Source organism: Croceibacterium segetis, assembly GCF_011320115.1.
In the GTDB taxonomy this organism is placed as follows: Bacteria; Pseudomonadota; Alphaproteobacteria; order Sphingomonadales; family Sphingomonadaceae; genus Croceibacterium_B; species Croceibacterium_B segetis.
In genome coordinates, this window is record NZ_JAANOZ010000003.1 from 198,878 (window position 1) to 224,086 (window position 25,209).

Genomic DNA, 25,209 nt, shown 5'->3' on the forward strand with positions numbered 1-25,209 from the left:
ATGTTAAATAAAAGAGTGGCGCCGGGGATACCATCAGGTCACCGCCCCGAATATCGCCGCGGCCGCCAAGAAGATCGCGCCCCATATCAGCGCGTACACGACCGTCCTTCCTGCGTTCAGTTGCCGCACGCGGAATGCCGAGAACGACAGGACCAGCCAACCGAGTAGCGCGATCACCGAAACCCAGTTGGGCGTCGTCAAAGCGCAATCTCCATTCCGTCATAGCCGACCAGCACGTTGTCCGGCGTCTCGGCCGACAGGGTGGCATAATCCATGCTCTTGTCGAGATGCGTCAGCACCGTGAGCCCGGCACCGGTGCGCTTACCGAAGTCGAGCGCCATTTCCAGGCTGGCATGCGTCGGGTGGAATTCACGGCGCAGGCAGTCGGTTACGAGGACGTCGACTCCGCCGAAAAGTTCGATCATCTCGCCAGAAATCTCATTGAAATCGGTCGCATAGCCGACGCTCTTGCCGTCGGCATCGAAGCGGAAGCCGGTGCTTGATATCGGCCCATGGGGCATTTCGCAGCTCTTGATGCCGAAGCCGGCGGCAATCTTCACCGTGCCCAGCGGCTGCAGGTCGACAATCGTGGGATAGCCGTATTGCCCAGCGAAGACGTAGCTGAAGCGCTGTTTGAGCCGGCGGACCGTGAATTCGGAGGCGAAGCCCGGAATGGCGCCGCCCCGACCGAAGCGCATCGGGCGCAAGTCGTCGATCCCGTGGCAGTGATCGGCGTGGTCGTGGGTCCACACGACCGCGTCGACCGCCTCGATACCCGCGGCCAGCAGTTGGCTCCGCAAATCCGTCGAGGTGTCGACCAGGATCCGCGCTCCGGCGGCGCTCTCGACGACGATCGAGACCCGCGAGCGGCGGTTTCTCGGCTCGTTCGGATCGCATTCGCCCCAGTCGTTGCCGATCCGGGGGACACCGGTCGACGTTCCCGACCCGAGAACGATCAACTTCACGTGCGCGCTTTCTTGAACAGCCCGAAGAAGTTGCGCGTGGTATTTTCGGCCAGTGTCTCAACGCTTTCACCTCGCAAACCGGCAACGAATCGAGCCGTGTCGGCGACGTAAGCGGGCTCGCACGGCCGCCCCCGATGCGGAACCGGGGCGAGGAACGGGCTGTCGGTTTCGACCAGCAGGCGATCGGCCGGAATTTCCGGCGCGAAGTCCTGCAGTTCCCTGGCGTTCTTGAAGGTCACGATACCGGAAAGCGAGATGGTCAGCCCGAGTTCCAACACGCGTCGACCGAAGGCTGCCGTGGCAGTGAAACAGTGGATCAGCGCCGGGAACGCGCCCTTCCCCAACTCGTCCTCGAGGATCGCGACGGTGTCGTCCTCGGCGTCGCGCGTATGAATGACCAGCGGCAGGCGGGTCTGCCGCGAAACCGCGATGTGCGTGCGGAACAGCGCTTGCTGCACCTGACGGTCCGATTTGTCGTAATAGTAATCCAGCCCCGTCTCGCCGAGGGCGATCACCTTAGGGTGCGTCGAGGCATCGAGCAGCGCGGCTTCCCCGAGATCGGCGTGCTGGTCGGCCTCGTGCGGGTGGATTCCGATGCTCGCCCAGACGTCGGGCTCGCGCTCGGCCGTTCCGACCACGCGCTCCCATTCGCTGCGGCGGGTCGATATGTTGAGGAAGCCACGGATTCCCGCTGCCCGCGCGCGTTCGAGCACGCCTGCCTGGTCCTCGGCGAGGCCTTCGTATTCGAGGTGGCAGTGACTGTCGATCAGCCTCACGCCGGTTCGCTTTCCGGCAGTTCCACCCGCGGGAACAGGCCTTGCGGCTTGTCGATCCGGAAGCCGCTCTCGGCCAGCGGCGAGTACCAGTGCGACCAAGTCCCCTCGATGGTGCGCAAGTCGGGCGCCAGGCCCATTGCGTCGAGCAGCCGGGCCATCGAGCGCGGCATCACCGGCGAGACCGCCACCGCCAGCTGGGCGATGGCGATGTAAAGCGTCGCCAGGACCGTTTGCATGCGCTCGGGATCGGTCTTGCGCAGCGCCCACGGTGCCGCTTCGTCGATATAGGCGTTGCAGGCGTAGACCGCGCCCATCCAGCTTTCGAGCGCCTGGGCGAAGGCAAGCTTGTCGTAAGCCGCGGGCATGTCCTGCCGCGTGACCTTGTCGAGCAACGCGAACAGTGCGTCGTCGGCGTCGGTGTGCCCGAAGATCGGCGGGAGGCGCCCGTCGCAGTTCTTGTGGATCAGCGACAGCGTCCGCTGCGCCAGGTTGCCGAAGCTGTTGGCGAGCTCGGAATTCGACCGGTTGGCAATGGCCTCGGCGGAATAGCTGCCATCCTGGCCGAAGGTGAACTCGCGCAGCAGGAAATAGCGCAGCGCGTCGACGCCGAAGGTGTCGGCCAGCTCGTTGGGATCGGTCACGTTGCCGAGCGATTTCGATTCCTTCTGCCCGCGGTTGAGCAGGAAGCCGTGGGCGAAGACCTCTTTCGGCAGCGCGATTTCCGCGCTCATCAGGAAGGCTGGCCAGTAGACCGCGTGGAAACGAACGATGTCCTTGCCGATCAGATGCACCGAAGCTGGCCAGAACTTGCGGAAGTCCGCGGTATCGTCGGGATAACCGACGCCCGTGAGGTAGTTGGTCAGCGCATCGACCCAGACGTACATCACATGGCGCTCGGCGCCGGGCACTTTCACCCCCCAGTCGAAGCTCGTCCGGCTGATCGACAGGTCACGCAATCCGCCTTCGACGAAGCTGCGCACCTCATTCATCCGCGTCGCCGGGCGGACGAACTCGGGGTTGTCGCGATAGAGCGCGAGCAGCGGCTCCTGGTACTTGGACAGGCGGAAGAACCAGCTTTCCTCGACCGTCCACTCGACCGGGGTGCCCTGGGGCGAGAGCTTCTCGGCCCCCTCCCCCGCCACCAGTTCGCTCTCGTCATAATACGCTTCGTCGCGAACCGAGTACCAGCCTTCGTAGCGGTCGAGGTAGAGATCGCCGTTGGCCTCCATCGCTTGCCAAATCGCCTGGCTCGCGCGGTGGTGCTCGTCCTCGGTGGTGCGGAAGAAGCGGTCATACGAGATATCAAGACGGTCGAACAACACTTGGAAATAGCCCGACATTTCGTCGGCCAATTGCCGCGGCGTAACGCCCAGATCGCGGGCCTTCTGGGCCATCTTGAGCCCGTGCTCGTCGGTCCCGGTCTGGAAGCGCACCTCACGCCCCCGCAGTCGCTGGAAGCGCGCGGCGACGTCGGCGGCGATGGTCTCGTAGGCATGGCCGATGTGCGGCTTGCCGTTCGGGTAATGGATCGCGGTGGTGATGTAGTAGGGGTCAGCCATGGACCCGCTCACTAGGAGCGGCCAGCGCGGCGAGCAAGCTGCCGATCTCCATCACCAAAAGTCCAGGGTCGTAATTGTAGGTCGGCGCCTGCGCCGCGAGGCGGCTGAGCTCTGCGTGGGCGTCGGCAAGCGCGGGAATGTCGCGGTTGGCGACCGTGCGCATCTCCTCGGTGACGACCGACCGCGCCAGGTCTATCGCCGCGAGCTGGCGCTGGCGATCGGGCCGCGCGCCGATCGCCTCGGCGAGCTTGCCGCGCCGCGCGAAATCCGGGTCGCCCGAGCGAACGAGCTGCTGCATCAGCTTGTGCAACTCGCCAAGCCCGAGGCCGACGAACTCGAGCGCGACGCCCGGCGAGCCGGCCGAAGCCGCCATGGCCGCCGCGCGGGTCGCCTGGTCCGCCTCGGGCGCCTCACGCCGAAGAATCGCGTCGATCTCCTCGTCGGGTACCGGCGGGAAACGCAGCACCCGGCAACGCGAGCGGATCGTCGGCAACAAACGCCCGATACGGTGGGCGACGAGCACAAAGAACGTCCCGTGCGGCGGCTCCTCGAGGCTCTTGAGCAGGGCGTTCGAGGCGCTCGGCTCGAGATCGTCCGCCGGATCGACAATCACCACACGCCGCTCTCCGAGTGTCGGGCGGGTGGTCAGCCGCCGCTGCATCGCGCGGATCTCGTCGACCGGGATATTGCGCTTGGTCTCGTAAGGCTTGCCCTCGGCGCGCTTGTCGGCTTCCTTGTCGTCCTTCGGCGGATGTGTGAGGACGATGACGTCGGGATGATCGTCCATCGCCGGCCCGCCGACCAGCTCGCGCGCCGCTTGCAGCGCGAACGCTGCCTTGCCGACGCCCCGGCGCCCGGTGAGGATCCACGCATGGTGCATCCGCTCGCCGCCGAGCGCCGCGCGCCATTCGCGCCACGGCTCTTCGTGACCGGCGAAGCTCATGGCTTGCCCGGAAGGAGCGGCGCGACCGCTTCGAGAATTGCCTGGTGAGTCGCCTCGGCGGGGCCGCTGCCGTCGATCCGGGCGAAGCGGGCCGGCTCGGCATCGGCAAAGCGCCGGAATGCCTGGGCGACCCGCGCGTGGAACTCGGCTTCTCGTCCGCCGATGCGATCGCTTTCGCCGCCGTCTCGGCGTGAGAGCCGCGCTGCGATCTCGTCGGACGACGCCTCGAGAAGGATCGTCAGGTCCGGCAGCAGGCCTCCCGAGCCGACGCGGTGCAGCGCGAGGATGGCATCGTCGGGCAAGCCCCCTCCCCCGCCCTGATAAGCGCGGGTGGAATCGATGAAACGGTCGCAAATCACCCAGGCGCCGCGGTCGAGCGCGGGGCGGATCAGCCGCGCGACATGGTCGGAGCGGGCCGCCGCGAACAGCAGCGCCTCGGCCTCGGGGTCCCACCCTGGTCCCTTGGGATCGAGCAACAGCTCACGGATAGCCTCGCCGCCTGCGGTACCGCCGGGCTCGCGCGTCAGGACCACTTCCAGCCCGCGCTCGCGCAGCGCCTCGGCTAGCAGGCGCGCCTGGGTCGACTTGCCGGCACCCTCACCGCCCTCCAAAGCGATAAATCGCCCCACGCTCACCGCAACAGGCTCGCGACGCCGTTGCGCAGCCGCTGCCAGGCGTTGGCCTTGCCGACATTGGCGCCGGCTATCAGCGGCACGTCGTGCGGCTCCTGACCGGCGATGGCGATGCGCAGGGTGGCGACTTCGTCGCCCTGGCGAATCGGCGCTTCGATCGGGCCGCGATAGCGCAAGCGCAGCTGGGCGCCGGCGTCCTGCCCGAGGGGCAGGTTGGCAAACACTGGCGCTTCCGTGAACAGCGTCACGCTCGTTGCCGAGCCATCCTGGACCATCGCCTCGCCGACCAGGGTGCCCTTCGGCAGCAGCTCGCGGCTGGCGAAGTGCTCAAAACCCCATTCGATGAGCTGTCGCGAAGATTTGTTGCGAATCGCCGGCGAGGGCGCACCGGCGATCACCATCGCCAGGCGCCGTCCGCCGCGTTCGGCCGAGCCGAGGAAGTTGTAGCCCGCCTGCTCGGTGTAGCCGGTCTTGATGCCGTCGGCCCCGGGAACAATGCCGGTGATCGGGTCGTGATTGTTCTGGGTAATCCCGTGATACCGCATCCCGTGATGCCCGATGAACCGCTTGTAGAGACCGGGGAAACGGGTGGTGAGCACTTCGGCCAAACGGATCAGGTCGCGTGCGCTGGTGTAAGTGCGCCCTTCGTCCATGTAGCCGTTGGGCAGGCCGAAGTGGCTGTCGTGCATGCCGAGCCGGGCGGCGTTCTGGTTCATCAGCGCGATCCAGTTGTCCACCGATCCCGCCGCGGCCTTGGCCAGCGCCACCGCGCCGTCATTGGCCGAAACGGTCGTCACTCCGAGCAGCAGCTCGCCGACGGTCAGCTGGTCGCCTTCCTTGAGGAACAGCGTCGAGCCTTCGCCGCCCCATTCGTCGGCGACTTCCTTGTCGATCGTCACCACCCGGTCGAGCGAGAGCTTGCCGCGATCGATCAAGTCGAACGCGGTATAGACGCTCATAACCTTGGTGACCGAGGCCGGGACGAAGCGCCGGTCGGGCTCGCGGGCGAACAGGGTCTGCCCGGTCGAAAGATCGACCAGCAGTGCAACCGGGATTTCCGGGTCGACGGGCGAGCTGTCCGCGGCGTCGCTTTCGACAGGCGACGGCGCGGCGGCCGAGCCGACCGAGGCCAGCACCGCGAGGCACGCTACAATCGTCAAGATCGGTTTCAAGCCAGCTCCTGCCGCCGAGGCGGCAAGATGCCGCGCGGGTTATCCGTTGGTCGAGATTCGCGCGTCGCTATAACCCGCCGCCCGCACCTTTGCGAGCGAGGCTTCGGCCTGTGCACGGCTTGCGAACGGGCCGGTGCGGACGCGGAAATACCGCCCCGCTTGGCTGACGGAGCCCCCGATTGTACCGGCGACTTTTTGAGCACGCTCGAGCGTGCTCATGGTTGCGGCCTGGACCACGTAGGCGCTGGTGACGGGTGGCGCTTTGGACGCCGGCGCCGCAGTGACGCTGGCACGCGACGGCTCTTCAAGGCGAGCGACCACGACCGGCGCGGCAACTGGCGCGACACCGAACTCCTTCCCGTGGACAGCCAGCGGAGGAAGCGGCGGCACGCTGGGTGGGACCTTGTGACCGGGAGACGACACCTTCGGCGAAGCGGCAATCGTCTGGAGGTGCGGCTGCTGGCTTGGTGTGCCGACAGGTAAGCTTGTTGCCGCAACGGTGACCGGGGCTGCTGACCTCGGTGTGAGCGCGACCGAGCTTGCGCCCGAAAGCTTTCGCTTGAGCACGGCCACCAGCGATGCGGGCGTGTCCATTCGCGGAGGTGCAAGGCGTCCGGCGCGGAGGGCAGCGCGTTCCTCCTCGGGCGGATTGACGCGGCGAACACGAACTGGCTCACCGGCCGAAACGCCAAGTTGCACGAACGCGGTAGGTGAGAGCGCGACGAGGGCATCCCCGTCCATTGGTCCGCGCCGCGTCAACCGGACGAGGATCGTCTTGCCGCTGGTGAGCGAGGTCACCTCGACGTAGCTCGGCAAGGGTAGCGTGTGGTGCGAACCGGTCACGCCGCTGCCGCTGTCCGCCACGGCATAGCCGACCTCGTCATAGTTCATGACATCGGCCGGGGCGTAGCGGCTTGCCCCAATCCTGTACGGATCGCCGATTACCATTGGATAATCAGCCGCCGGTCCGTTGGCGACGATCGCCGTTCCTGCGCCCGAAGCGGACGCCAATTCCTCATGCGATCCACATCCCGCCAGCGCGGCAGCGAGGATCAGGCCCGGCGCGTAGCGGCGGGCGAATGTCTCAACGGGCGATCTCATCTGCAAGCAACCCCACACTCATCGCGTAGTAGTTCGAGCAGTTGTATTCGAGGATAACCCTATAATTCTGCGTTAAAAGATAGGCCGGAGCCGACGGACCGTCAGGCTCGAACAGCGAGGCCATCACGCTGTCGCCGATCGTCGCTTGCGGGATGACGCCGAGCGCGCGCCATTCGCGCACCGTCTTCCACTTGCTGTGGCGGACGTGGACCCGCGGGCAATTCGGCGGTCGCAACGGGTTCTGCAACGCGGCCCGGTCGAGGCTTGCCGGAACGGAGGCGCGCACGCCCCACGGTTGGCCCTGGCGCCATCCCGCGTCGCGGAAGTAGTTGGCGATCGAGTAGAGTGTGTCGGCCCGGCTGTCCCAGATGTTGCGCAGGCCATCGCCGTCGGCATCGACCGCAAGGCGCAAGTAGATGCTTGGCAGGAACTGCGGGTTGCCGAACGCCCCGGCCCAGCTGCCGACGAGACGCGAGCGCGGGACGCCTTGCTGGACCATCTTCATAAGGTCGATCAGCTCAGTCTCGAACAGCGCGCGGCGGCGGCCTTCCCAGGCGAGCGTGGCGAGCGCCTGGGCGAGATCGAAGTTGCCCTGCACCGCGCCGTAGCTCGTCTCGTGGCCCCAGATCGCGAGAACGATTGGCGCCGGGACGCCGTAGCGCTGCTGGACTTGCACAGCGAGCGGGCCGAGCTGCTGGTAGACGCGTCGCCCCCCGGCCACGCGCGCCGAGGTGTTGTGGCTCGAGAGATACGGCGCGAGTGGCGGGAATCCGGCTCCGTTGGGCGAAGTGGTGTTGTCGCGGTCGAGCGCGATCACCCGCTGGTTAGGCTGCAAGCCCGCGAGGACCGTATTGATCGCCGGCTCCCTGACGCCCTGCGCGCGCGCCTTGGCGGCGACCAGCTGCATGTAGGCGTCGAATGAGAGGTCCTGAGAACTTACCGCCGAAGGCGCGAACGCCAGGCTGGCGAGGACCGCGAAAGCGATCAGGCGGAGGCGGAATGGCATGTCGCCATCCTTGCACGCTTCGCCGCACCTGGGAATGCCTGGCCCGCCGCCTTGCGACGAGCCGATGCCGTGTCGCGGTTAGCCTTTGATATCCGGGTGCATTCCGGGGTTCTTCTTGAGCATGTCGGCGAACGAACCGAAGCCGCAGTTCTCGTCCTTGCCGCAGTTGGTGACGGTGTGGATGAAGCGGATCTTGCCGTTCTCGATGCGGAACAGGTGACTGTCGGCGCGCTTGTTCGGGCCCATCTTGAGGAACACGTCGACCGCGCCGATAGTCGGATCGATCACGTACGAACGCTCGGCCATATCGATGTTTTCGGGAACGCCGACGTTGCAGCTGTCCTGCGGGGTGCCCTTGGCGGTGTAGGCACTGCCTTCGAGGCGGGCGCACGGAGTGCCCCATGGCACCTGGACCGACTTGTCCTTGAAGTAGTTCAGGTAAGCGTCCGCCGCGGCCTGGAGCTGCTCGGGCGTGGCGCGCTTGTCGGCCGGGATCTCCGACCAGTCCTCATGCTGCGCGTACTTGAGCGTATACGCGGCGTCGAACAGCCAATCGTCCTTGTCGGTATCGATCACGTTGAAATTCGAACCGTTGCCCCCGAACCCATTGAACTGGACGGCGATGACGTGGGGATGGTCGCCGTCGGGGGCGATCATCTCGAGGAAGACCTTGCACTGCTTCTCGTCGAGCAGCGCGCGATGCCAGGCAATCTTGAGCTCGGTCGAGAGGACGCCCTGCGACATCGTCGAGAGTTCGCCATTCTCGTTGTAGACCACCCAGTTGCCCATCGGGATACGCAGCGGCAGGCCTTCCTGCTGCGCCTGGACGTACTTGTCGGCCAGCGACTGCAGGGTCGCGCGATCGCACGGGCCGCCACCGAATTGCGCTGCTGCCGGGCTCGAGATCGCCAGCGTCACTGCGCCGCCGAGCATTCCGGCCAAAAGCCTCTTCGTCACTTCACTCTCCTCCTTGAGCCTTCGGCGTCAGCGCATGGTCGTAACGAACCTTGCCGCCTTCGATGCGCAGCACATGGCCGACGGCCGGCCCTTCCGCCGTTCCCGCATGGCCACGCACCGCGACCGCACCCTTGGTCTCGTCGACAGTCAGTTCGGGCTCGGCGAGTTTGGGGCCGGGAAGCCCGGCGAGATAGGCGTTCGCGGCCGCCATCAGGGCCTCGCGCGTGTCGCGCTTGTCGGCCGGGATCGTGCCCCAATCTTCCTTGCCCGCGCCGGCGGCCGCCGCCTGGGCATCGAACCCGGGATCGCCCGCCTGGGTGACCACGCTGTTGATCTGCCCGAGCCCGTTGAAACTCCACGCCAGCGCGGTTCCCACTACGTAAGGCTTGGGTGTCAGGATCACCCCCTGCACGAACACGCGGCAGGCGCCGGGATCGACCAGGTCGACATGCCAGGCGAAGTCGGCCGCCTGGCCGATCAGCCCGGTGGTCGTCGAGACCAGGCCATAGTTCTCGCGATAATCGACCCACTCGCCGACCGGCAGCGCGAAGACCGAACCGTCATGCTGCGCCTTGACGTAGCGATTGGCGACGTCCTGCAGCGTTTCGCGCGAACATTGCCCCTGCGCCGAAGCCGGAGCGGCCAGCGCAACCGCCACGATCCCGGCAAGGCCCAGCGCGCCGCCTTTCACGATCCCTTGCATCATCCCAATTCCCTCTCCACCGCCCTCCGGCGGCCTCTTTGATTTTGTCTAAATGATCGGAGCGCCGGAGTCACGCCCGCTGCGGCGAAATGCGCGCGCTGTTTCAGTGACAAATGAGCGATTCGCCGCTAGCCGATCTATCCGGCGCGGATGGGTGGCCGAGTGGTTTAAGGCAGCGGTCTTGAAAACCGCCGTAGGTGCAAGTCTACCGTGGGTTCGAATCCCACCCCATCCGCCAGTAATTTGGAGGAAGCGGGGCAACTTCATGCGCACGCCGTCGACCATCGCCTTGCGCATTGGGCGAAAGTTGCGGCACCTGCTTCGCGGCGCCCAGGCGCGGCTCCGCCGGCTTTCGGCTCCGCGGCAGATGCAGCAGTACGACAAGCTTCATCTCGGCTGCGGCCCGCGCCACCTGGAGGGATGGGCCAACGTCGATATCTCCCCCGCAGCCCAAATCGTTTGGGATCTGCGCAAGCCGCTGCCGGTGTCGAGCGTCAGCCGGGTCTACAGCGAGCATTTTATCGAACATATCGGCCGCGAGGATGCCGTCCGCCTGCTGGCGAACGTGCGGCGGGTGCTGACGGACGAGGGTGTCGTGCGCATTTCGACCCCCGATCTCGCCGCCCTCGTGGAGGATTACCGCGCCGGGATACTGGCCGACATGCCCGAGGATGGCTGGCAGCCGCAAACGCTGTGCCAGATGCTCAACGAGGGGATGCGCGAATGGGGTCACGTATTTCTCTATGACGAGCCCGAGCTGCGCGGCGTCCTCGCCGAAGCGGGCTTCAGGCGGATCGAGCGGGTGCGCCACGGCGAGAGCGCGCACGCCGAGTTGCGCAATCTCGAAAGCCGCCCCGATCTGGACGACCTGATCCTCGAAGCGCGGCCCTAGGAGAGCTGCTCTTCCTCTTCGGGAATGACGACGGCCTTCTGGCACGGCATCGTGCGATTCCAGCTCGACAGCCGGGAATGGCGCGAGGGCGCGGTGCGCCGGCGATGGACGAGGCTGGGGTTCGTGCTCTTGTCGAACAGCGCATCGCAGTCGTCGATTTCGTATTCCATCGCCTCGCTCCTCACCCCCGGAACGGCGCCGGAAGGGGCGGGTTCCCCGTGCAGGGAGCGAATGCGGCGAACGGTTTGGCGCTAGATGTGCAGCGCCCTCCCGTAAGCGCCGAGGACGGACTCGTGCATCGATTCCGAGATCGTCGGGTGCGGGAAGATCGAGTTCATCAACTCGGCCTCGGTGGTCTCGAGCGTCTTGCCGACCACGAAGCCCTGGATCATCTCGGTGACCTCGGCTCCGATCATGTGCGCGCCGAGCAATTCCCCGGTCTTGGCGTCGAACACCGTCTTCACGAACCCTTCCGCCTCGCCGAGCGCGATCGCCTTGCCGTTGCCGATGAACGGGAAGGTGCCGGCCTTGACCGTGTAGCCCGCTTCCTTGGCCTTGGCCGCGGTCAGCCCGACGCTGGCTATCTGCGGCCGGCAATACGTGCAGCCCGGGATATTGTTGCGGTCGAGCGGGTGCGGGTGAACATCCTTGTTGCCGAGTTCCTGAGCGATCGCCTCGACCGTGGTGACCCCCTCGTGGCTCGCCTTGTGCGCCAGCCAGGGGCCGGGAACGCAATCGCCGATCGCCCACAGGCCCTTCACGCCGGTGCGCCCGTAGGGATCGATCTGGATGAACCCGCGGTCGAGCTTCACGCCGAGCTTTTCGAGGCCGATGTTCTCGGTGTTAGGGACGATGCCGACGGCGACGATGACGTGGCTGAACTCGGCGCTTTCGACCTTGCCGTCCTTGGCCTTGATCTTCGCGCTGACACCGCTGGCGCCGACCTTGAGCTCCTCGACCCCGGCGCCGGTCTTGATGGTCATGCCCTGCTTGGCCAGCGCCTTCTCGAGGAACGCCGAGACGTCGGCATCCTCGACCGGCACCACCCGGTCGAGCATCTCGACCACGGTTACTTCGGCGCCCATGTCACTGTAGAAACTGGCGAACTCGATCCCGATCGCGCCCGAGCCGATCACCAGCAGCTTGGTCGGCATTTCCGGCGGGGTCATCGCGTGGCGATAAGTCCATACGCGCTTGCCGTCGGCCGGGGCGAACGGCAGATCGCGCGCCCGCGCGCCGGTGGCGACGATCACGTGCCTGGCGGTGAGCTTCTCCTCGCCCTTGTCGCCCTTGACCGTCAGGCTGGTCGGCCCGGTCAGCGTGCCGGTGCCCATGTGAACGGCGATCTTGTTCTTCTTCATCAGGTGCGTGACGCCGGCATTCAATTGCTTCGCTACGCCCCGGCTGCGCTTCACGACAGCCTCAAGATCGGCCTCTATCCCCTTGGCAACCAGGCCATAATCCTTGGCGTGCTGCATGTAGTGGAAGATCTCGGCCGAGCGCAGGAGGGCCTTGGTCGGGATGCAGCCCCAGTTGAGGCAGATACCGCCCAGCAACTCGCGCTCGACGATCGCCGTCTTCAGCCCCAGCTGCGCCGCGCGGATTGCCGCGACGTATCCGCCGGGGCCCGATCCGAGGACGATGACGTCGTACTGCTCAGCCACGAATTGCTCCTACTGCTCGATCACGCGTGGACGCTTGTCGGCATCAACCGCGACAAACGTGAACACCGCTTCTGTCACCTTGACCGCCTCTTCCTCGTGCCGATGACGTCGCCAGGCTTCGACGGCGATCTTCATGCTGGTGCGCCCGATGGTGAGAATTTCGCAGTAGACGGAAACCTCGTCGCCCACCGATACTGGGTAGTGGAATTGCATCCCGTCCATTGCCACCGTGACGGCCCGGCCTTTTGTCCGCCGCGCGGCTACCAGACCGGCGCCCGAGTCCATCAGGCTCATCAGCCAGCCGCCGAAGATATCGCCATAGGCGTTGGCGTCGGCAGGCATCGCGGTGACGCGAATGGCGGGATCGCGGCGTTCGCTCATGCCGCGGGCCTCAAGCCACCAGTCCGAGCGGCTTCTCGCACAGCTCCTTGAACACCTTCATCAGCTGCGCGCCGTCGGCGCCGTCGATGGCGCGGTGGTCGAAGCTGCCGGTGGCGCTCATCACCGTGGCGACCGAGAGCGCGCCGTCGACCACATAGGGCCGTTTCTCGCCCGCGCCGATGGCCATGATCATCGCTTGCGGCGGGTTGATCACCGCTTCGAACTGCTTGATCCCGAACATGCCCATGTTGGAGAGGCTGGCGGTGCCGCCCTGGTATTCGTGCGGCTGCAGCTTGTGGTCGCGGGCGCGCTCGGCGAGGTCCTTCATCTCGGCGGAGATCTGCGAGACGGTCTTGTTGCCGGCATCGACCACGATCGGCGTGATCAGCCCGCCGGGGATCGACACCGCGACCGAGATGTCGGCGCGGCTGAACTTCAGCAGGTTGTCGCCGGCGAACTGGACATTGCACACCGGCACCGCGAGCAGCGCCTTGGCGAGCGCCTTGATCAGCAGATCGTTGACCGAGACCTTCACGCCCTGGCTGGCGAGCGCGTCGTTTATCTCGGCGCGCAGCTTGAGCAGCTTGTCGAGGTTGATATCGACCGTGAGGTAGATGTGCGGAATCGTCTGCTTCGACTCGGTGAGCCGGCGGGCGATGGTCTTGCGCATCCCCGAGAGCTTCTCGACCTCGTGCGGGATTTCGCCGGGCTGCGCGGCCGCGGGAGCTGCGGCCAGAGCGGCACCAGCACCGGGCTTGGCGCCCTCGACGTCGGCCTTGACGATGCGGCCGTGCGGCCCGCTACCCTGCATGCCGGCGAGGCTGATGCCCCTCTCGGCGGCGATGCGCTTGGCCAGCGGTGAGGCGATCACTCGGTCCCCCGTGGGGGCCGGTGCGCTTGGGGCCGGGGCCGGAGCCGGCGCGGGCGCAGCAGCGGGAGCGGGGGTCGGCGCGGGCGCCTGTGCGGACGGTGCGGGAGCGGGAGCCGGGGCTGGTGCTTCACCGCCACTAGCCATCTTCACGCTCTTCGGGTCCTCGCCTTCCTCGGCCAGCGTGGCGATCACGGTGCCGACCTTCACGCCCTCGGTGCCCTCGGCGACCGAAATGTCGGCGATGGTACCTTCGTCGACCGCTTCGAACTCCATCGTCGCCTTGTCGGTCTCGATCTCGGCCATGATGTCGCCCGCCGAAACCTTGTCGCCCACTTTCACCAGCCACTTGGCGAGCGTGCCCTCCTCCATCGTCGGCGAAAGGGCGGGCATCTTGATGGCGATCGACATGGGCGCGAGCGTGTCCTGTCAGGCGTTGAAATGTGCCACGCGTCTCTGACGAATAAGCGCCTTTGGGGCAAGGTTCTTGCGCCCCGGAGGCTTTCATCGGATATCATCGGGCGGGGGACCCGAACGATGCGCGTCTATCTGGTGGTGACCGACGAGACCGAGGAAGCGAGCCTGGCGCTGCGCTTCGCCGCCCGGCGCGCTGCCGACACCGGCGGCTCGGTGCATATTCTCGCGCTGGTCCAGCGGCAGGCGTTCAACGCCTTCGGCGGTGTGCAGGCGACGATGGAAGAGGAAGCGCGCGACCGTGCCGAGGTCATGGCGACCAGTGCCGCCGGCGCCCTGTTCTCCGAAAGCGGCACGATGCCGCAGATCACCGTCAAGGTCGGTGACGGACAGACGACGATCAAAGAATACCTCGCCGAGCATCCCGAGGTGGCCGCGCTCGTTCTTGGCGCCGCGGCCGAGGGCAGCCCGGGGCCGTTGGTGACGCACTTCTCGGCCATCGCCGGAAGCCTGCCCTGCCCGCTGTTCATCGTTCCGGGCGGATTGAGCGAAGAGCAGATCGACGCGGTGAGCTGATCCTTCCCGTCGTCCCGGGGAGGATTTACTTCCGCCGCCCTCGCCCCTGGTGGCGGATGTTGCCCGGCCGACCGCGCGGACCCTGGGCGTGTTTCGGGCGGCTTCGCTCCTTGGGTGCGACGCGGTCGCCGCGCTTTTCGATTCGCTGGCCGCCGCCTTCGACCGGCTCGAACTTGAGCGCTCCCGTCAGCGGGTTGGCTTCGCCGAGGCGCAGCTTGAGCGTGTCCCCTAGGCCGAAGCGCTCGCCGGTCTTCTCGCCGACCAGCGCCCGGGCGCCTTCGTCGTAGCGGAAGTAGTCCTGGCCGAGCGTCGAGACCGGCACCAGGCCGTCGCCGCCAAGACCGACGATGGTGGCGAAGAAGCCGAAGCTCTGCACCCCGGTGATGCGGGTGTCGAACACCTCGCCGACACGGGCCGAGAGCCAGGCGGCGACGTAGCGGTCGATGGTGTCGCGCTCGGCCTCCATCGCTCGCCGCTCGGTCCGGCTGATCGCTTCGGTGACCTTTTCGAGGTCGACGCGATCCTGTTCGGCGAGGCCGGTCAAAGGCGGCAAGTCCGTCGCGGGCTTGGGCTGCTCGAGATGGAACGAATCGACCAGCGCGCGGTGGACCAGCAAGTCGGCATAGCGGCGGATCGGGCTGGTGAAGTGCGCGTAACTGCCCAGCGCGAGGCCGAAGTGCCCGGCGTTCTGCGGACCGTAATAGGCTTGCGTCTGGCTCCGCAGCACCGCCTCCATGACCAGCGCCTTTTCGGCGTCGTCGGCGATGTCCTTGATCATGCGGTTGAACAGCCCCGGCGTGATCACCTGGCCGAGTGCGAGGTTCTTGCCGATGGATTTGAAGTAGTCCTTGAGCGCGACCAGCTTCTCGCGCGTCGGCGGCTCGTGAATGCGGTAGACGACCGGATGGGCCTTGCTTTCGAGCGCTTTGGCCGCGGCGACGTTGGCGGCGATCATGAAGTCCTCGACCACGCGGTGTGCGTCGAGCCGCTCACGCAACGCGATTTCGGCGATCTTGCCGTGCTCGTCGAGTACGACGCGGCGCTCGGGCAGCTCGAGCTCGAGCGGGTCGCGCGCCTCGCGGGCGGCGTTCAGCAGCTTCCACGCGGCCCACAGGTTGCGCAGCTGCGGTTCTTCGCCCGCGCCGTCGAAGCGCGCCTGCGCGTCCTCATAGGCGATGACCTCGGCGATGCGGACCAGCGCGCGGGCGAAACGGTAGGAGGTGATCCGGCCCTGCGCGTCGATCGCCAGGTGGCAGGCCATCGCCGCGCGGTCGGCGCCTACCTTGAGCGAGCAGACGTCGGCGCTGAGCACCTCGGGCAGCATCGGCACGACGCGGTCGGGGAAATAGACCGAGTTGCCGCGCTTGCGCGCCTCACGGTCGACCTGCCCGCCGGGGCGGACGTAGAAGCTGACGTCGGCGATGGCGACCACCGCCTTGAAACCGCCCTCGCCGTCGGGCTCGGCCCAGATGGCGTCGTCGTGGTCGCGCGCGTCGGCGGGATCGATCGCCACGATGGGCAGGTGCCGCAAGTCCTCGCGCTTGTCCTCGCTCAGCGGCAGTTTCGCTGCGAGTTGCGCTTCGGCCAGCGTTGCCTCGGCAAAGACGTCGGGGATGCCGTATTTGTGAATCGCGATGAGGCTGAACGAACGCGGGGCAAGCGGGTCGCCGAGCACTTCGAGCACCCTAACCCCGCCGCGCTGCGACTTGCCGACCGGTTCGGCGAGCACGAGCATGCCCTTCTCCGCGGCGCCGACGTCCGACACCGGGAAGGAATTGCGCACACGCTTGTCTACGGGGGCGAGCCAGGGTTTGCCCGCGCCGTCGAGCTCGATCACCCCCAGCATCGCCTCGGCGGTAGCAGGCAGCTTCTTGATCGGATGAGCGCGCCAGCCCTTGCCGGCTTCTTCGGTGCGCGCGAGCACACGGTCGCCCTTGCGCAGCGCCCCGCCCTTCTTGCTCTCGACAATCCGCACCCGCGGCGGCGCCATGCCGTCATCGGGTTGCCAGGCGTCGGGCACGGCGAGCGGATAGCCTTCTTCGGTATCGACCACGCGCAGCACCGTGACCTTGGGCAGCCCGCCCATCCGGTGATAGGCGCTCTTGCGGCCGTCGATCAGCCCTTCCTCGGCCATGTCGCCGAGCAGCTTCTTGAGGGCGATCTTCTCCTGCCCCTTGAGCCCGAAGGCGCGCGCGATCTCGCGCTTGCCGGCGGGGCCGTCGGCTGTGCGGATGAATTCGAGGACCTGCTCCGCTGAGGGCAGGCCATGTTGCTTCTTCATCGCCGCCATGTGGCGACTGCCGAGGCGCGGCACAACCTCAATAGGCGCGCGCGACCAGAATCCGCTCGACCGCCGCTTCGCCGGTGAACAGGCACTTGCCGTCCGCTGGCGCGGCGTTGGCCGGCACGTTGCGGAAGGTCAGCTTGAGCGCCTTCAACTGCTCGACGACCTTGTCGAGCGCCGCGCCCTCGGGCCGCGACCACTGCACTTCAGCCCAGCCCGGGAAGCGCTGGTTCTCGGCGAAGAACGCCTTCAGCGCATCGAGACTGTCGATGTCGCGCGCCACGTTGGCCTCGCGGCGTCCGGCCGCCTGTTCGAACAGCGCGCGCTGGATTTCGTCGAGCATCGCGGGGGCCTTGGCGGCGATCTCGTCGCGCGGCGTGAAGGCAAAGTCCGGTTTCGCCGCGTCGTTCCACAACCGGTCGCGGCGCAGCACCGCACCCTTGCCGTCGGCCATGTCGCGCGGGCCGACCTCGACGATCAGCGGCGCGCCCTTGCGGACCCAGTCCCAGCGCTTGGCTGCGGCCTTGCCCGGTTTGGCGTCGAGCAGCACGCGCAGCGGCTCGCCGAACGCCGATTGCTGCAGCAACGCGCCGCGCAACTCTTCGCAATAGGCCAGCAATGCCGCATCACCGTCGTCCTCGCGCAGCATCGGCAGGATCACCACCTGGAACGGCGCCAGCGTCGGCGGCACGCGCAGCCCGTCGTCGTCGCCGTGGACCATGATCATCGCCCCGACCATGCGGGTCGACACGCCCCAGCTGGTCGTGTGGCAGAATTGCTGGGTGCCTTCACGGTCCTGGAACCTGATGTCCGCCGCCTCGGCGAAGCTGGTGCCGAGGTAGTGGCTGGTGCCGGCCTGGAGCGCCTTGCCGTCCTGCATCATCGCCTCGATCGAGAACGTCGCTTCGGCGCCGGGGAAGCGCTCGTTGGCCGGCTTCTCGCCGACGACCACCGGGATCGCCGCATCTTCCTCGGCGAAGGCGCGGTACATCTCGAGCGCGCGCAGCGTCTCCGCCATCGCGTCTTCGGCGCTGGCGTGCGCGGTGTGGCCTTCCTGCCAGAGGAACTCGCTGGTGCGCAGGAACATCCGCGTGCGCATTTCCCAGCGCACCACGTTGGCCCACTGGTTGAGCAGCAGCGGCAAGTCGCGCCAGCTCTGGATCCAGCGGCTCATCGCGTCGCCGATGATCGTTTCCGAGGTCGGCCGGACGATCAGCGGCTCTTCCAGCTTGGCCTCGGGATCGGGAATCAGCCCGCCCTTGCCGTCGGAGATCAGCCGGTGATGCGTGACCACCGCCATTTCCTTGGCGAAGCCTTCGACGTGCGCCGCCTCGCGCACGAAGTTGCTCAGCGGGATGAACAGCGGGAAATAGGCGTTCTGCACACCGGCGGCCTTTATCCGCCGGTCCATCAGGTGCTGCATCCGCTCCCAGATGCCCCAGCCCCACGGCTTGATCACCATGCACCCGCGCACGCCCGATTCCTCGGCCATGTCGGCGGACGAGATCACTTCCTGGTACCATTGCGCGAAGTCGTCCTCGCGCTTGATGGTCAATGCGTGGCGAATGGCGATCACTGCGAAAAATCCGAATCTGTCATGTCAAAGGCGGCGGGCGATGCCCCGCCGCGGGCTATTTGCCAAGCTCGTCGAGCTTGCGCTGCATCGCGGCCATCTGTTCGCGCAGCGCGTCGATGTCGCTCGCGGGCTTGGGCGCGGGTGGCGGCGCGCCCTCGCCCTTGGGCATGAACGCACTCGCCGCCGCCTTGAACATCGCCATATTGGTTTCGGCCAGACGGGCGAAGGCTTGCGGGTCCACGCTTGCCTTGAACGCGTCCTGCAGCTTCGCCTGGTTGGCGCGGAAGTTTTCCATCGAGGCTTCGAGGTACTGCGGCATCATCGCCTGCATCGAATTGCCGTACATCGAGATCAGCTGGCGCAGGAAGCCGACGGGCAGCATCTGCTCGCCGCCGCTCGATTCTTCTTCCATGATGATCTGGGTGAGGATCTGGTGGGTGATGTCGCTCCCCGTCTTGGCGTCGAGCACCTGAAAGTCGATCCCCTCGCGGGTCATCCGCGCCAGATCGTCGAGCGTGATGTAGCTCGAGCTGCGGGTGTTGTAGAGTCGGCGGTTGGCGTACTTCTTGACGATGACGGTTTCGTCGGCATTTCCAGTAGCTTGGTCCGCCATCGTGCCCACTCCATGCTGCGCAGCAAACCCGCTTAGCACTTGCAGCAATCGCGGCGCAACATGGTTACTCAGGCGGAGCGCTGGAAGCGTCGGCCGAGGGTCGTCAGCAGCTCGTACTGCGACAATCCGCTGCGATCGGCGGCTTGCGGCAAGTCGTAAGGAATATCGAGCCAGTCGCCTTCGCGCAGATCGGGCGCCGCGCGGCAATCGACCACCACCATGTCCATCGACACGAGCCCGAGCAGCGGCAGCACGGCCTCGCCGAAACGCAGCGCGCCTTTGCCCGACCAGCAGCGAAGGAAGCCGTCGGCGTAGCCGAGCGATACGGTGGCCGCGCGCATTTTCCTCTCGGCGGTGTAGGTGGCGTTGTAGCCGACGCTGTCGCCGGGCGAGAGATCGCGCAGTTGCAGGACGGCCGCCTGTGGATGGGCGACCTGGCGGATGTCGCCGGCGAGTTCCGGGCGCGGCACGCCGCCGTACAGCGACAGGCCGGGGCGCGTGATGTCGAAAGCATAACCGCGTCCCAGCGCGATGCCGGCGCTGTTGGCGAGGCTGCGGCGGCGATGCGGCATTTGCTGCGCCAGGTCCTCGAAAAGCCGGCGCTGGGCCTCATTCTGCGCGCTGTCCTCGTCGGCGGACGCGAGATGCGACATCAACGTTTCGATCTCGAGCCGGCCGACAAGCGCGTCGCCGACGTCGCCCGGCGGCAGGCCCAACCGGTTGATCCCGGTGTCGACCATCATGTCGCACCGCCCTCCGCCGCCGTCGAGCCAGAGCCGCGCCTGATAGAGGCTGTTGATCACCGGCCGCACGCCGGTCTCGCGCGCAAAAGCCACGTCGTCCGGTCCGATCGGGCCGTGCAGCACGACAACCTGCTCGGGCGCCGCATATTCGAGCAGGTCGGTCACTTCGCTCCAGTGGGCGACATAGAACGTCTCGCAGCCGGCCTCGCGCAACACCGGCACGGCGTTGGCGACGCCGATCCCGTAGGCGTCGGCCTTGACCGCCGCGCCGGCCCGGGCGCTGCCGGACAGCCGATCGAGCGCTCGCCAGTTGCCCGCCAGCGCCTCGCGATCGAGCCGCAGGCGCAGCGAGCGCGGAGGGGGTTCGCTCATGAGTCTTCGAAGTCTTTCGGCGGTCCGCCGGGCAGGCCCCACACGGCCACGACCAAGGCCACCAGCACCACGCCCCAAGTATACCACAGTTCCGAATAGGGATTGTGCGTCTTGGCGACGATCCAGGTGGCGATCAGCGGCAGGAAGCCGCCGAAGTAGCCGGTGCCGAAGTGATAGGGGATCGAGACCGAGCTGTAGCGGATCTGCGGCGGGAACATCTCTGCCAGCAATGCGGCGACCGAGCCGTAAGTCGCGCCCGACAACGCCGAGAGCGCGAGCAGCGCGGCCATGATGACGATGAGCTGCCCACCGCCTGGCGTAATCTTCACGTCCGGTCCGGAGACGGCCAGCGAAGGCTCCATTGCCCAACCGATCGCCCAGAAGCACGGGAACAGCAGCACCAGCGTGAGCGCATAGCCCCAGACGATCGGCGCCTTGCGGCCGACCTTGTCGGAAAGCGATCCGAAGAACACGAAGAAGCCCATGCCGACCATGGCGGCGATGCCGACGATGATTTCGGCCGCCGTCTCGTCGACCCGCATCGGCCCGGTGAGGAACGACAGCCCCCGGAACATCGCCGTGTACCAGATCACCGTCAGCCCCGCGGCGACGCCGAACAGCGCGACGAACAGGCGTTTGGGATTGCCCGGATAGGTGAAGCTTTCGGTGAACGGGTTCTTGGCCTGCCGCCCTTCGGCTCGCATCGCCTGGAACACCGGGCTTTCCGAGAGCTTGAGCCGCATCCACAGGCTGATCGCCAGCAGCGCCAGGCTGAGGACGAACGGCACGCGCCAGCCCCAGTCGGCCCACACCGCCGGGCCGAGCAACGCTTTGCAGGCCAACACCACAATCAGACTGAGCACGAACCCGCCGACCACACTCGCCTGGATGAAGCCGGTGTAGAAGCCGCGCTTGTTCGGCGGGCAATGCTCGGAGACGAAAATCGCCGCGCCGCCGTACTCGCCGCCGAGCGCGAGGCCTTGCATGATCCGCAGCAGGATGACGATGGCCGGAGCGGCGAGGCCGAGCGTGTGAACCGAGGGGACAAGGCCGACTCCGGCGGTGGCGATACCCATCAGCGTGACGGTGACCAGGAAGGTATACTTGCGGCCGAGCTTGTCGCCGAGATAGCCAAACAGGATCGCCCCAAGCGGGCGGAAGCCGAAGCCGACCGCGAACCCGGCCCAGACCGTCAGCTGCCGGGCAAGTTCGTTGTCCGAGGGCACGAACGCCGCGCCGATCAGCGAGGCGAGCGTGCCGTAGATGAAGAAGTCGTACCACTCGAAGATCGTGCCCATCGAGGAGGCGGCGATCACCAGGCGGATGTCGGCCGCGCTGGGCTCGTGGTGGATTGCCGGCGACGCTGCGGTGGCCATCTTGTTCCTCTCGCTCCCTTGCCGCTTCGATTAGCGGTCGGCACCGGCAGTGGAAAGGGCGTCGCGCGCGGCCGTCCACGGGAGCATGATCGCCCCGTGGCGAGCGGGAAATGCGCGCGCCGGCGCGATCGCCGCGAGGCCGGGCCAGTCGGGCGGATCGCCGCTTCCCGCAAGCCATGCGCTCAGCGCCGTGAAAGCGGCATCGACGTCGTCGCGGCTGCGGCCCTGCGCGGCGCGGGCGAAGATCGCCGCCGTCGCCTGGCCGACGGCGCAGGCACGAACCTGCAGGCCAATGGCTTCGATCCGGCCTTCGGAATCGAGCGCCAGATCGACGGTGAGAGTGCTGCCGCAGCTCTTCGAGCGGGCTTGCCCGTGCAGCGGCAGCGAACGATCCGCCGGGTAATCCGCCAGCGCGACCGCCAGCGCCAGCAGCTCGGGCGTGTAGAGCTTGTCAGCGCCGGCCATCAGCGCCTCGCGCGGACGACTGCGTCCTCCTGCTTGATCCGCTCGCGACGCGCCTCGATCAGCTGCACCATCGCTTCGGAGCCGGCATTGATGAACGAATAGCTGCGCGCATTCCTGATCCATGCCGGGCGGCCTTCGGTGCCCCACACGGTGTCGTAGCCGAGCACCAGCAAGGAGAAGGCGATAATGACCATGATTACCCCTTTTACCGCGCCGAAGCCGAAGCCGAGGACGCGGTCGAACGGACCGATGATCGAATTGCGCGACGCCTTTCCGAGGCGCCCGGCGATCAGCTTCATCGCCGCATAGGGGATCAGCAGCAGCAGCGCGAAGGCGAGCAGCGCCGCGGTGGTCGGGGTGCCGATGTAATTCGCAAGGACTTCGGTCAGATCGGTGTGGAGGTAGCGGATCGCGAAGATCGCCAGGATCCACGCCGCCAGCGAGAGCACTTCCTGCACGAAGCCGCGCATGAAGCCGCCGACGGCCGCGACGCCGACGACCAGCAGAACGATAATGTCGAAACCCGTCATCGGGCGTGGAACCTATTAGCCCGCCATGATCCGGTCAACGAGCTTCGGCAGGCGATCGATGCCCTGGTAGCGCAAGCCTTGCGGGACATCACCGATATCCTCCGGCCCGCAGGCGAGTTCGAAGCCGAGCTTGGCTGCTTCGCGCAGCCGCAGCCCGGCGTGCGCGACCGGACGGACTTCGCCGGCGAGCGAGACCTCGCCGAACCAGGCGCTGCGCAGCGGCAAGGCCTTGTCGGCGAGCGCCGAGATCAGCGCCGCGGCCACCGCGACGTCGGCGGCGGGATCGGACAGGCGATAACCACCCGAGACGTTGAGATAGACTTCGGCCGAGCTGAAGTTGAGCCCGCAACGCGATTCGAGCACCGCCAGCAGCATCGCCAGCCGTCCCCCATCCCAGCCGACCACCGCGCGTCGCGGCGTGGCGCCCGATTGCAGCCGCACGATCAGCGCCTGGACCTCGACCAGGACGGGCCGCGTCCCTTCGAGCGCCGGGAAGACCGCGCTGCCGGCAACCGGCTCCTCGCGCCCGGTGAGGAACAGCGACGAGGGGTTGGGCACTTCGTCGAGCCCCTGCCCGGCCATCGCGAACACGCCGATCTCGTCGACCGCGCCGAAGCGGTTCTTGAGCGCGCGGAGGATGCGGTACTGGTGGCTGCGCTCGCCCTCGAAGCTCATCACCACGTCGACCATGTGCTCGAGCACGCGCGGACCGGCGATCGTGCCGTCCTTGGTCACGTGACCGACCAGCACCAGCGCGCAGCCGCTCTCCTTGGCATAGCGGATCAGCTCGAAGGCGCAGCCGCGCACCTGGCTGACGGTGCCGGGCGCGCCTTCGATGGTGTCGGAGTGCATGGTCTGGATCGAATCGATCACCAGCAGCTCGGGCGCCTTGCCCTGCCCCAGCGTCGTCAGGATATCGCGCACCGACGTCGCCGAAGCGAAGCGGATCGCGGCGCCCGCATGGCCGAGCCGGGCGGCGCGCAGGCGCACTTGCCCCGCGGCCTCCTCGCCGCTGACGTAGACGACGTCCGCGCCCTCGCCAGCCAGTCTGGCGCTGGCCTGCAGCAGCAGGGTCGACTTGCCGATGCCGGGATCGCCGCCCATCAGGATCGCCGCGCCGGGCACCAGCCCGCCGCCGAGAGCGCGGTCGAATTCGGCAAGACCGGTCGAGCGCCGCCTGAGCGGTTCGCCGGGAGCGTCGAGCTTGACGAATTCGATGGCCCGGCCGCCGTTGGACAGGTCGTGCTTCAGCGAAAAGACGCTCGCCGGCGTGTCCTCGACCAGCGTGTTCCACTCGGCGCAGTCGCCGCATTGCCCCTGCCAGCGGTGCGACACCGCCCCGCAGGCCTGGCAGACATAACGGCGCTTGGTCTTCGACATGCGCACAGGTTAACCGGAACGAAAAGGGAACGCAAGCCTGCGAAGTTTACACCGACCGGACAAATCCGACACGCTTGTCCAGACCTCCACACCCGCGAAGTTTACATACGCCGGACAACCCTGACAGGGTACTAGGCCCCGAACGCGCCCTTAAGCTTGTCGAAGAAGCCACGGCTTTCCGGACATTCGTCGCCCGTCTCGGTCTCGCGGAACTGCTCGAGGATCGCCTTCTGCTCCTTGCTGAGCCTGGTCGGGGTCTCAACGGTTATCTCGGTGACGAGGTCGCCGCGCCCGCGGCCCTGCAATACCGGCATGCCGGCGCCGCGCTTGCGCAGCTGCTTGCCGTTCTGGATTCCCGCGGGAATATCGATCCCGTGGGTTTCGCCGTCGAGCCCGGGGATCTCGATCGTCCCGCCCAGCGCGGCGGTGGTGAAGGTGATCGGCACGCGGGTGAACAGCGTCGTCCCCTCGCGCTCGAACACCGCGTGCGGGCGGACGTGGATGAAGATGTAGAGGTCGCCCGCAGGCGCACCGTGCGGGCCCGCTTCGCCCTTGCCGGCCAGGCGGATGCGGGTGCCGGTGTCGACGCCGGGCGGAATTTCGACCGCGAGCGACTGCATCTTGTCGACGCGCCCTTCCCCGCGGCACTCGCGGCACGGGCTTTCGAGCACTTCGCCGCGGCCGTTGCAGTTGTGGCACGGCTTCTCGATGACGAAGAAGCCCTGTTGCGCGCGGATCTTGCCGTGGCCGTGGCACAAGTTGCAGGTGCGCGTGCCGGTCCCGGGCGCGGCGCCGCTGCCCTCACACGGCTCGCAAGCGACCGAAACCTCGACTTCGATCTGCGTGCTCTTGCCGTGGAAGGCCTCCTCCAGCCCGATCTGCATGTCGTAGCGCAAGTCGGCCCCGCGGCGCGGGCGCTGGCGCGCGTTGCCGCCGCCGAAAGCGTTGCCGAAGATGGTCTCGAAGATGTCGCCGAGATCGGCGAAGTCGGCACCCGGGTTGCCGCCACCCATCCCGCCGTTCTGGAACGCGGCGTGGCCGAAGCGGTCGTAGGCCGCGCGCTTCTGCGGGTCCTTGAGGCATTCGTAGGCCGCGCTAACGGCCTTGAACTTGTCCTCGTTATCCTTGCACCCGCCGTTGCGGTCGGGGTGAAACTCCATCGCCAGCTTGCGATAGGCGGCCTTGATGGTCGCGCCATCCGCATCGCGGGCGACCCCCAGCACCTCGTAAAGATCGGTTTCCATCGCAGACATTCAAATGA

The 25,209-nt window shown here is 67.0% G+C and carries 26 protein-coding genes and 1 tRNA gene; 3 read left to right on the plus strand and 24 right to left on the minus strand.

Features of this window, described 5'->3' with window-relative positions:
- Positions 1-33: 33 nt before the first annotated feature.
- From G7B69_RS04655 to G7B69_RS04705, 11 genes are all read right to left on the minus strand, one after another.
- Complete coding sequence (locus tag G7B69_RS04655; protein WP_166176596.1) at positions 34-201, minus strand: hypothetical protein; 168 nt, start codon at positions 199-201, stop codon at positions 34-36.
- Positions 198-965, minus strand: a complete 768-nt coding sequence (locus tag G7B69_RS04660; protein ID WP_166176598.1) for an MBL fold metallo-hydrolase — start codon at positions 963-965, stop codon at positions 198-200. The genes G7B69_RS04655 and G7B69_RS04660 overlap by 4 nt, the downstream gene beginning before the upstream one ends.
- Positions 962-1,741: a TatD family hydrolase gene (locus tag G7B69_RS04665; RefSeq protein ID WP_166176600.1), complete on the minus strand. Its 780-nt coding sequence runs from the start codon at positions 1,739-1,741 to the stop codon at positions 962-964. The genes G7B69_RS04660 and G7B69_RS04665 overlap by 4 nt, the downstream gene beginning before the upstream one ends.
- The gene (gene metG, locus G7B69_RS04670) at positions 1,738-3,300 is read right to left on the minus strand and encodes a methionine--tRNA ligase (RefSeq protein ID WP_166176602.1); all 1,563 of its coding nucleotides are present in this window, start codon (positions 3,298-3,300) and stop codon (positions 1,738-1,740) included. The genes G7B69_RS04665 and metG overlap by 4 nt, the downstream gene beginning before the upstream one ends.
- Positions 3,293-4,243, minus strand: a complete 951-nt coding sequence (locus G7B69_RS04675) for a DNA polymerase III subunit delta' (RefSeq protein ID WP_166176604.1) — start codon at positions 4,241-4,243, stop codon at positions 3,293-3,295. The genes metG and G7B69_RS04675 overlap by 8 nt, the downstream gene beginning before the upstream one ends.
- The gene (tmk, locus tag G7B69_RS04680; RefSeq protein ID WP_166176606.1) at positions 4,240-4,878 is read right to left on the minus strand and encodes a dTMP kinase; all 639 of its coding nucleotides are present in this window, start codon (positions 4,876-4,878) and stop codon (positions 4,240-4,242) included. The genes G7B69_RS04675 and tmk overlap by 4 nt, the downstream gene beginning before the upstream one ends.
- Complete coding sequence (locus tag G7B69_RS04685) at positions 4,875-6,035, minus strand: D-alanyl-D-alanine carboxypeptidase family protein (protein WP_243415028.1); 1,161 nt, start codon at positions 6,033-6,035, stop codon at positions 4,875-4,877. Before G7B69_RS04685 ends, tmk begins: the two co-directional genes overlap by 4 nt.
- 51 nt (positions 6,036-6,086) lie before the next feature.
- Complete coding sequence (locus tag G7B69_RS04690) at positions 6,087-7,148, minus strand: SPOR domain-containing protein (RefSeq protein ID WP_166176608.1); 1,062 nt, start codon at positions 7,146-7,148, stop codon at positions 6,087-6,089.
- Positions 7,132-8,154 (minus strand): lytic murein transglycosylase, encoded by a 1,023-nt coding sequence (locus G7B69_RS04695; protein WP_166176610.1) that lies wholly within the window; start codon positions 8,152-8,154, stop codon positions 7,132-7,134. Before G7B69_RS04695 ends, G7B69_RS04690 begins: the two co-directional genes overlap by 17 nt.
- Before the next feature lie 78 nt (positions 8,155-8,232).
- The gene (locus G7B69_RS04700) at positions 8,233-9,111 is read right to left on the minus strand and encodes a DUF8021 domain-containing protein (protein ID WP_166176612.1); all 879 of its coding nucleotides are present in this window, start codon (positions 9,109-9,111) and stop codon (positions 8,233-8,235) included.
- A gap of 1 nt (position 9,112) precedes the next feature.
- Positions 9,113-9,817: a hypothetical protein gene (locus G7B69_RS04705; protein ID WP_166176614.1), complete on the minus strand. Its 705-nt coding sequence runs from the start codon at positions 9,815-9,817 to the stop codon at positions 9,113-9,115.
- 145 nt (positions 9,818-9,962) lie between these two features.
- Here G7B69_RS04705 and G7B69_RS04710 point away from each other — a divergent pair.
- Positions 9,963-10,052, plus strand: a tRNA-Ser gene (locus G7B69_RS04710).
- 27 nt (positions 10,053-10,079) lie between these two features.
- The gene (locus G7B69_RS04715) at positions 10,080-10,706 is read left to right on the plus strand and encodes a class I SAM-dependent methyltransferase (RefSeq protein ID WP_166176616.1); all 627 of its coding nucleotides are present in this window, start codon (positions 10,080-10,082) and stop codon (positions 10,704-10,706) included.
- On the opposite strand, the gene G7B69_RS04720 is transcribed toward G7B69_RS04715, so the two are convergent.
- The 4 genes from G7B69_RS04720 to G7B69_RS04735 form a co-directional block, all read right to left on the minus strand.
- Complete coding sequence (locus G7B69_RS04720) at positions 10,703-10,876, minus strand: hypothetical protein (protein ID WP_166176618.1); 174 nt, start codon at positions 10,874-10,876, stop codon at positions 10,703-10,705. The two genes, G7B69_RS04715 and G7B69_RS04720, sit on opposite strands and share 4 nt — an antisense overlap.
- An 81-nt stretch (positions 10,877-10,957) precedes the next feature.
- The gene (gene lpdA / locus G7B69_RS04725) at positions 10,958-12,370 is read right to left on the minus strand and encodes a dihydrolipoyl dehydrogenase (protein WP_166176620.1); all 1,413 of its coding nucleotides are present in this window, start codon (positions 12,368-12,370) and stop codon (positions 10,958-10,960) included.
- A gap of 9 nt (positions 12,371-12,379) precedes the next feature.
- Positions 12,380-12,751 (minus strand): acyl-CoA thioesterase, encoded by a 372-nt coding sequence (locus G7B69_RS04730; protein WP_166176622.1) that lies wholly within the window; start codon positions 12,749-12,751, stop codon positions 12,380-12,382.
- A gap of 10 nt (positions 12,752-12,761) precedes the next feature.
- Positions 12,762-14,030: a pyruvate dehydrogenase complex dihydrolipoamide acetyltransferase gene (locus G7B69_RS04735; protein ID WP_166176624.1), complete on the minus strand. Its 1,269-nt coding sequence runs from the start codon at positions 14,028-14,030 to the stop codon at positions 12,762-12,764.
- Positions 14,031-14,156: 126 nt separating this feature from the next.
- Between G7B69_RS04735 and G7B69_RS04740 the strand changes: the two genes are divergently transcribed.
- Positions 14,157-14,609: a universal stress protein gene (locus G7B69_RS04740; RefSeq protein ID WP_166176626.1), complete on the plus strand. Its 453-nt coding sequence runs from the start codon at positions 14,157-14,159 to the stop codon at positions 14,607-14,609.
- A gap of 25 nt (positions 14,610-14,634) precedes the next feature.
- Here G7B69_RS04740 and rnr read toward each other — a convergent pair whose 3' ends face one another.
- From rnr to dnaJ, 9 genes are all read right to left on the minus strand, one after another.
- Positions 14,635-16,899, minus strand: a complete 2,265-nt coding sequence (rnr, locus tag G7B69_RS04745; RefSeq protein ID WP_166176628.1) for a ribonuclease R — start codon at positions 16,897-16,899, stop codon at positions 14,635-14,637.
- A gap of 28 nt (positions 16,900-16,927) precedes the next feature.
- Positions 16,928-18,469 (minus strand): aminoacyl--tRNA ligase-related protein, encoded by a 1,542-nt coding sequence (locus tag G7B69_RS04750; RefSeq protein ID WP_166176630.1) that lies wholly within the window; start codon positions 18,467-18,469, stop codon positions 16,928-16,930.
- A gap of 55 nt (positions 18,470-18,524) precedes the next feature.
- Entirely contained in the window at positions 18,525-19,082 is a 558-nt protein-coding gene (gene phaR, locus G7B69_RS04755) for a polyhydroxyalkanoate synthesis repressor PhaR (RefSeq protein ID WP_166176632.1), read from the minus strand.
- A 68-nt stretch (positions 19,083-19,150) separates the two neighbouring features.
- A complete protein-coding gene (locus G7B69_RS04760; RefSeq protein WP_166176634.1) occupies positions 19,151-20,197 on the minus strand; it encodes an alanine racemase in 1,047 nt (348 codons plus the stop codon).
- Positions 20,194-21,573, minus strand: coding sequence for an MFS transporter (locus G7B69_RS04765; RefSeq protein WP_166176636.1), 1,380 nt, complete (start codon positions 21,571-21,573; stop codon positions 20,194-20,196). Before G7B69_RS04765 ends, G7B69_RS04760 begins: the two co-directional genes overlap by 4 nt.
- 30 nt (positions 21,574-21,603) lie before the next feature.
- Entirely contained in the window at positions 21,604-22,038 is a 435-nt protein-coding gene (locus G7B69_RS04770; RefSeq protein ID WP_166176638.1) for an iron-sulfur cluster assembly scaffold protein, read from the minus strand.
- Positions 22,038-22,568, minus strand: a complete 531-nt coding sequence (locus tag G7B69_RS04775) for a CvpA family protein (protein ID WP_166176640.1) — start codon at positions 22,566-22,568, stop codon at positions 22,038-22,040. Before G7B69_RS04775 ends, G7B69_RS04770 begins: the two co-directional genes overlap by 1 nt.
- 15 nt (positions 22,569-22,583) lie before the next feature.
- Positions 22,584-23,948: a DNA repair protein RadA gene (gene radA / locus G7B69_RS04780; protein ID WP_166176642.1), complete on the minus strand. Its 1,365-nt coding sequence runs from the start codon at positions 23,946-23,948 to the stop codon at positions 22,584-22,586.
- 131 nt (positions 23,949-24,079) lie between these two features.
- Complete coding sequence (dnaJ, locus tag G7B69_RS04785; protein ID WP_166176644.1) at positions 24,080-25,201, minus strand: molecular chaperone DnaJ; 1,122 nt, start codon at positions 25,199-25,201, stop codon at positions 24,080-24,082.
- Positions 25,202-25,209: the final 8 nt, after the last annotated feature.